The sequence below is a fragment of the Blautia sp. AF34-10 genome (assembly GCF_003477865.1).
Lineage (GTDB): Bacteria > Bacillota > Clostridia > Lachnospirales > Lachnospiraceae > Fusicatenibacter > Fusicatenibacter saccharivorans.
The window spans coordinates 1-1,894 of sequence record NZ_QUED01000071.1 but is presented as its reverse complement, the minus strand read 5'-3'; the positions used below and the strand labels follow the sequence as shown (position 1 = coordinate 1,894).

Here is a 1,894-nt window from a genome sequence, read left to right as displayed (position 1 = left end):
CATCCTTGACAATTTGTTTTGTCCATTAAAAAATAGAAAAATATAACCTCCCGGTACAAGAGAGAATAAAAGGAAAACAAAAGCTGTTTCTTTTGCATTGAATACAAGTATTTGTTTTGTCCATTAAAAAATAGAAAAATATAACCTCCCGGTACAAGAGAGAATAAAAGGAAAACAAAAGCTGTTTCTTTTGCATTGAATACAAGTATCACACTATTGTAAACCAAATATAAAAAGAAAATGCCTGGCAGAACATAGTGGCTTTCTTTTGGTCTTATGATGCACTTTTTATCTCTACAACTCAACCATGTTTCTTGTGAAATTTTATGCTTAGACAGACTATTTGCAAACAATGATGCGCTTATGTTTTCATCAAATTTGAATATTATTTTGTCCCCTGCATATATTTCCAATGTACCATTTTCTTTATGTACACTTCTTGTTATATCTGAAAATTTATAATATTTTTTTTCCAAAAAACGACCGGTATTCAATTACATCATGATTTACCTTGACTCTCCACAGGAACAAATGCAGGGTACAGATTCCAGAAAAAGCAATCAATATTCCATACGCCACTATAACTGAAAAATCCGCCTGTCCGTCTATAAAACCATACAAAAGTAATCCTGAGAAAAATATAGTTCCAACCAAAAATAAAATTCCCAGCCATCCTTCTTCCTGGATGCTATAATTATTTTCATCTATATTCTTTTCATAAAAATATTCATTTTTCAACCTCCCATTTTTTGACAGCAAAATACTTTACCAGGTGAAAAACTCCTAAGATAGAACCCAAAGAACAAAAATAGGAACAAAGGCTTGCAATTCTAATCATGGCTGTATATTCAACGCTGCTACTAAGTACTTTTGCGACACCCATTCCAAGCAATACAAAACTAGTAATACACCATCCTCCAGCCAGCTTTTTGGAAGAAGATGGATTGTAGATATCTTTTTTAATCAAAGTTATTATAAGAAAAATGTATGCAGCGATTACCAGTATGTAAATGATAACGAGTATGGTTAGATACCTCTTATAATATTCTTCTTTCATAGTTGTCAGCATGAGGATAGTTGCTGCCCAACAGAACAAAATAGAAAACGTCAGACTTTGTATTCCAATGATCCAAAAAACCTTTTTCCCTGTCACTTCTGTTCTTGAAAAACTAAGAATCACGAATCCAAGATAAACAATAACTAAAAATACTTTTGAAAAAAACGGTGATGGACCTGATTCAGATAAAAAGAAAAATAAAAATACTAGAAACAAGATTGCTCCATCTAATTTGTAGATTTCTTTCGGCTTAATCACATCTTCTATACCGTATAGTAAAAAACTTTTTGTTTGTTCATTAATCTTTTTCATTCTCGTTTTCCCCTATCATTTCTTTATTCTTCCTCTACGGATATTTCCACATTTGCATGAAGCACCTTTTCCAGATATAATAAAACAAGCCGTCGCCCTTCTTCACATTTTCCTATCTTAGAAATATTCCTATACAGCAGATATAATGGAAACATAAATAAAATCAGACATTCTGTTAAAATCCATAAATCTCCCTGAGAAAAAAACAATGCAAATAAAATCACTATGAGCAGAAAAAATAGTGCAGCTTTTTTTATGTATGGCAAAAGCACAAACGTACCTTCCAGCATTACATCTCCCCCATAGCTTTTTATATGTGTCTGGAGCATTTCCCAGCCACCGCCTGTCATACTTCCTGCTGCATATCCGATACATAAGGTATTATCCTCTTCTTTGTAGGCTGCAAGTGCCATATCTCTATAAGCCTGGTTTGAAATACATAATGGTTTTTGTAGTCTTCTTAATCTGTTCCAATAAATATTCTTTGGAATAAGGAAAATATATTTTTATAATATTCTTGCATAT

2 protein-coding genes and 1 pseudogene are annotated in these 1,894 nt (G+C 32.3%); all 3 read right to left on the bottom strand.

Going from position 1 to position 1,894, the window contains the following annotated elements:
* Positions 1 to 738: pseudogene (locus DWZ60_RS20505) on the bottom strand (DUF6560 family protein); the annotation flags it as partial.
* On the bottom strand, positions 728 to 1,369 hold the full coding sequence (locus DWZ60_RS18530; protein WP_243038387.1) for a hypothetical protein: 642 nt from the start codon (positions 1,367 to 1,369) through the stop codon (positions 728 to 730). The pseudogene DWZ60_RS20505 and the gene DWZ60_RS18530, both read right to left, overlap by 11 nt.
* A gap of 23 nt (positions 1,370 to 1,392) precedes the next feature.
* A complete protein-coding gene (locus DWZ60_RS16835; RefSeq protein WP_243038386.1) occupies positions 1,393 to 1,782 on the bottom strand; it encodes a hypothetical protein in 390 nt (129 codons plus the stop codon).
* Between the last annotated feature and the right edge of the window lie 112 nt (positions 1,783 to 1,894).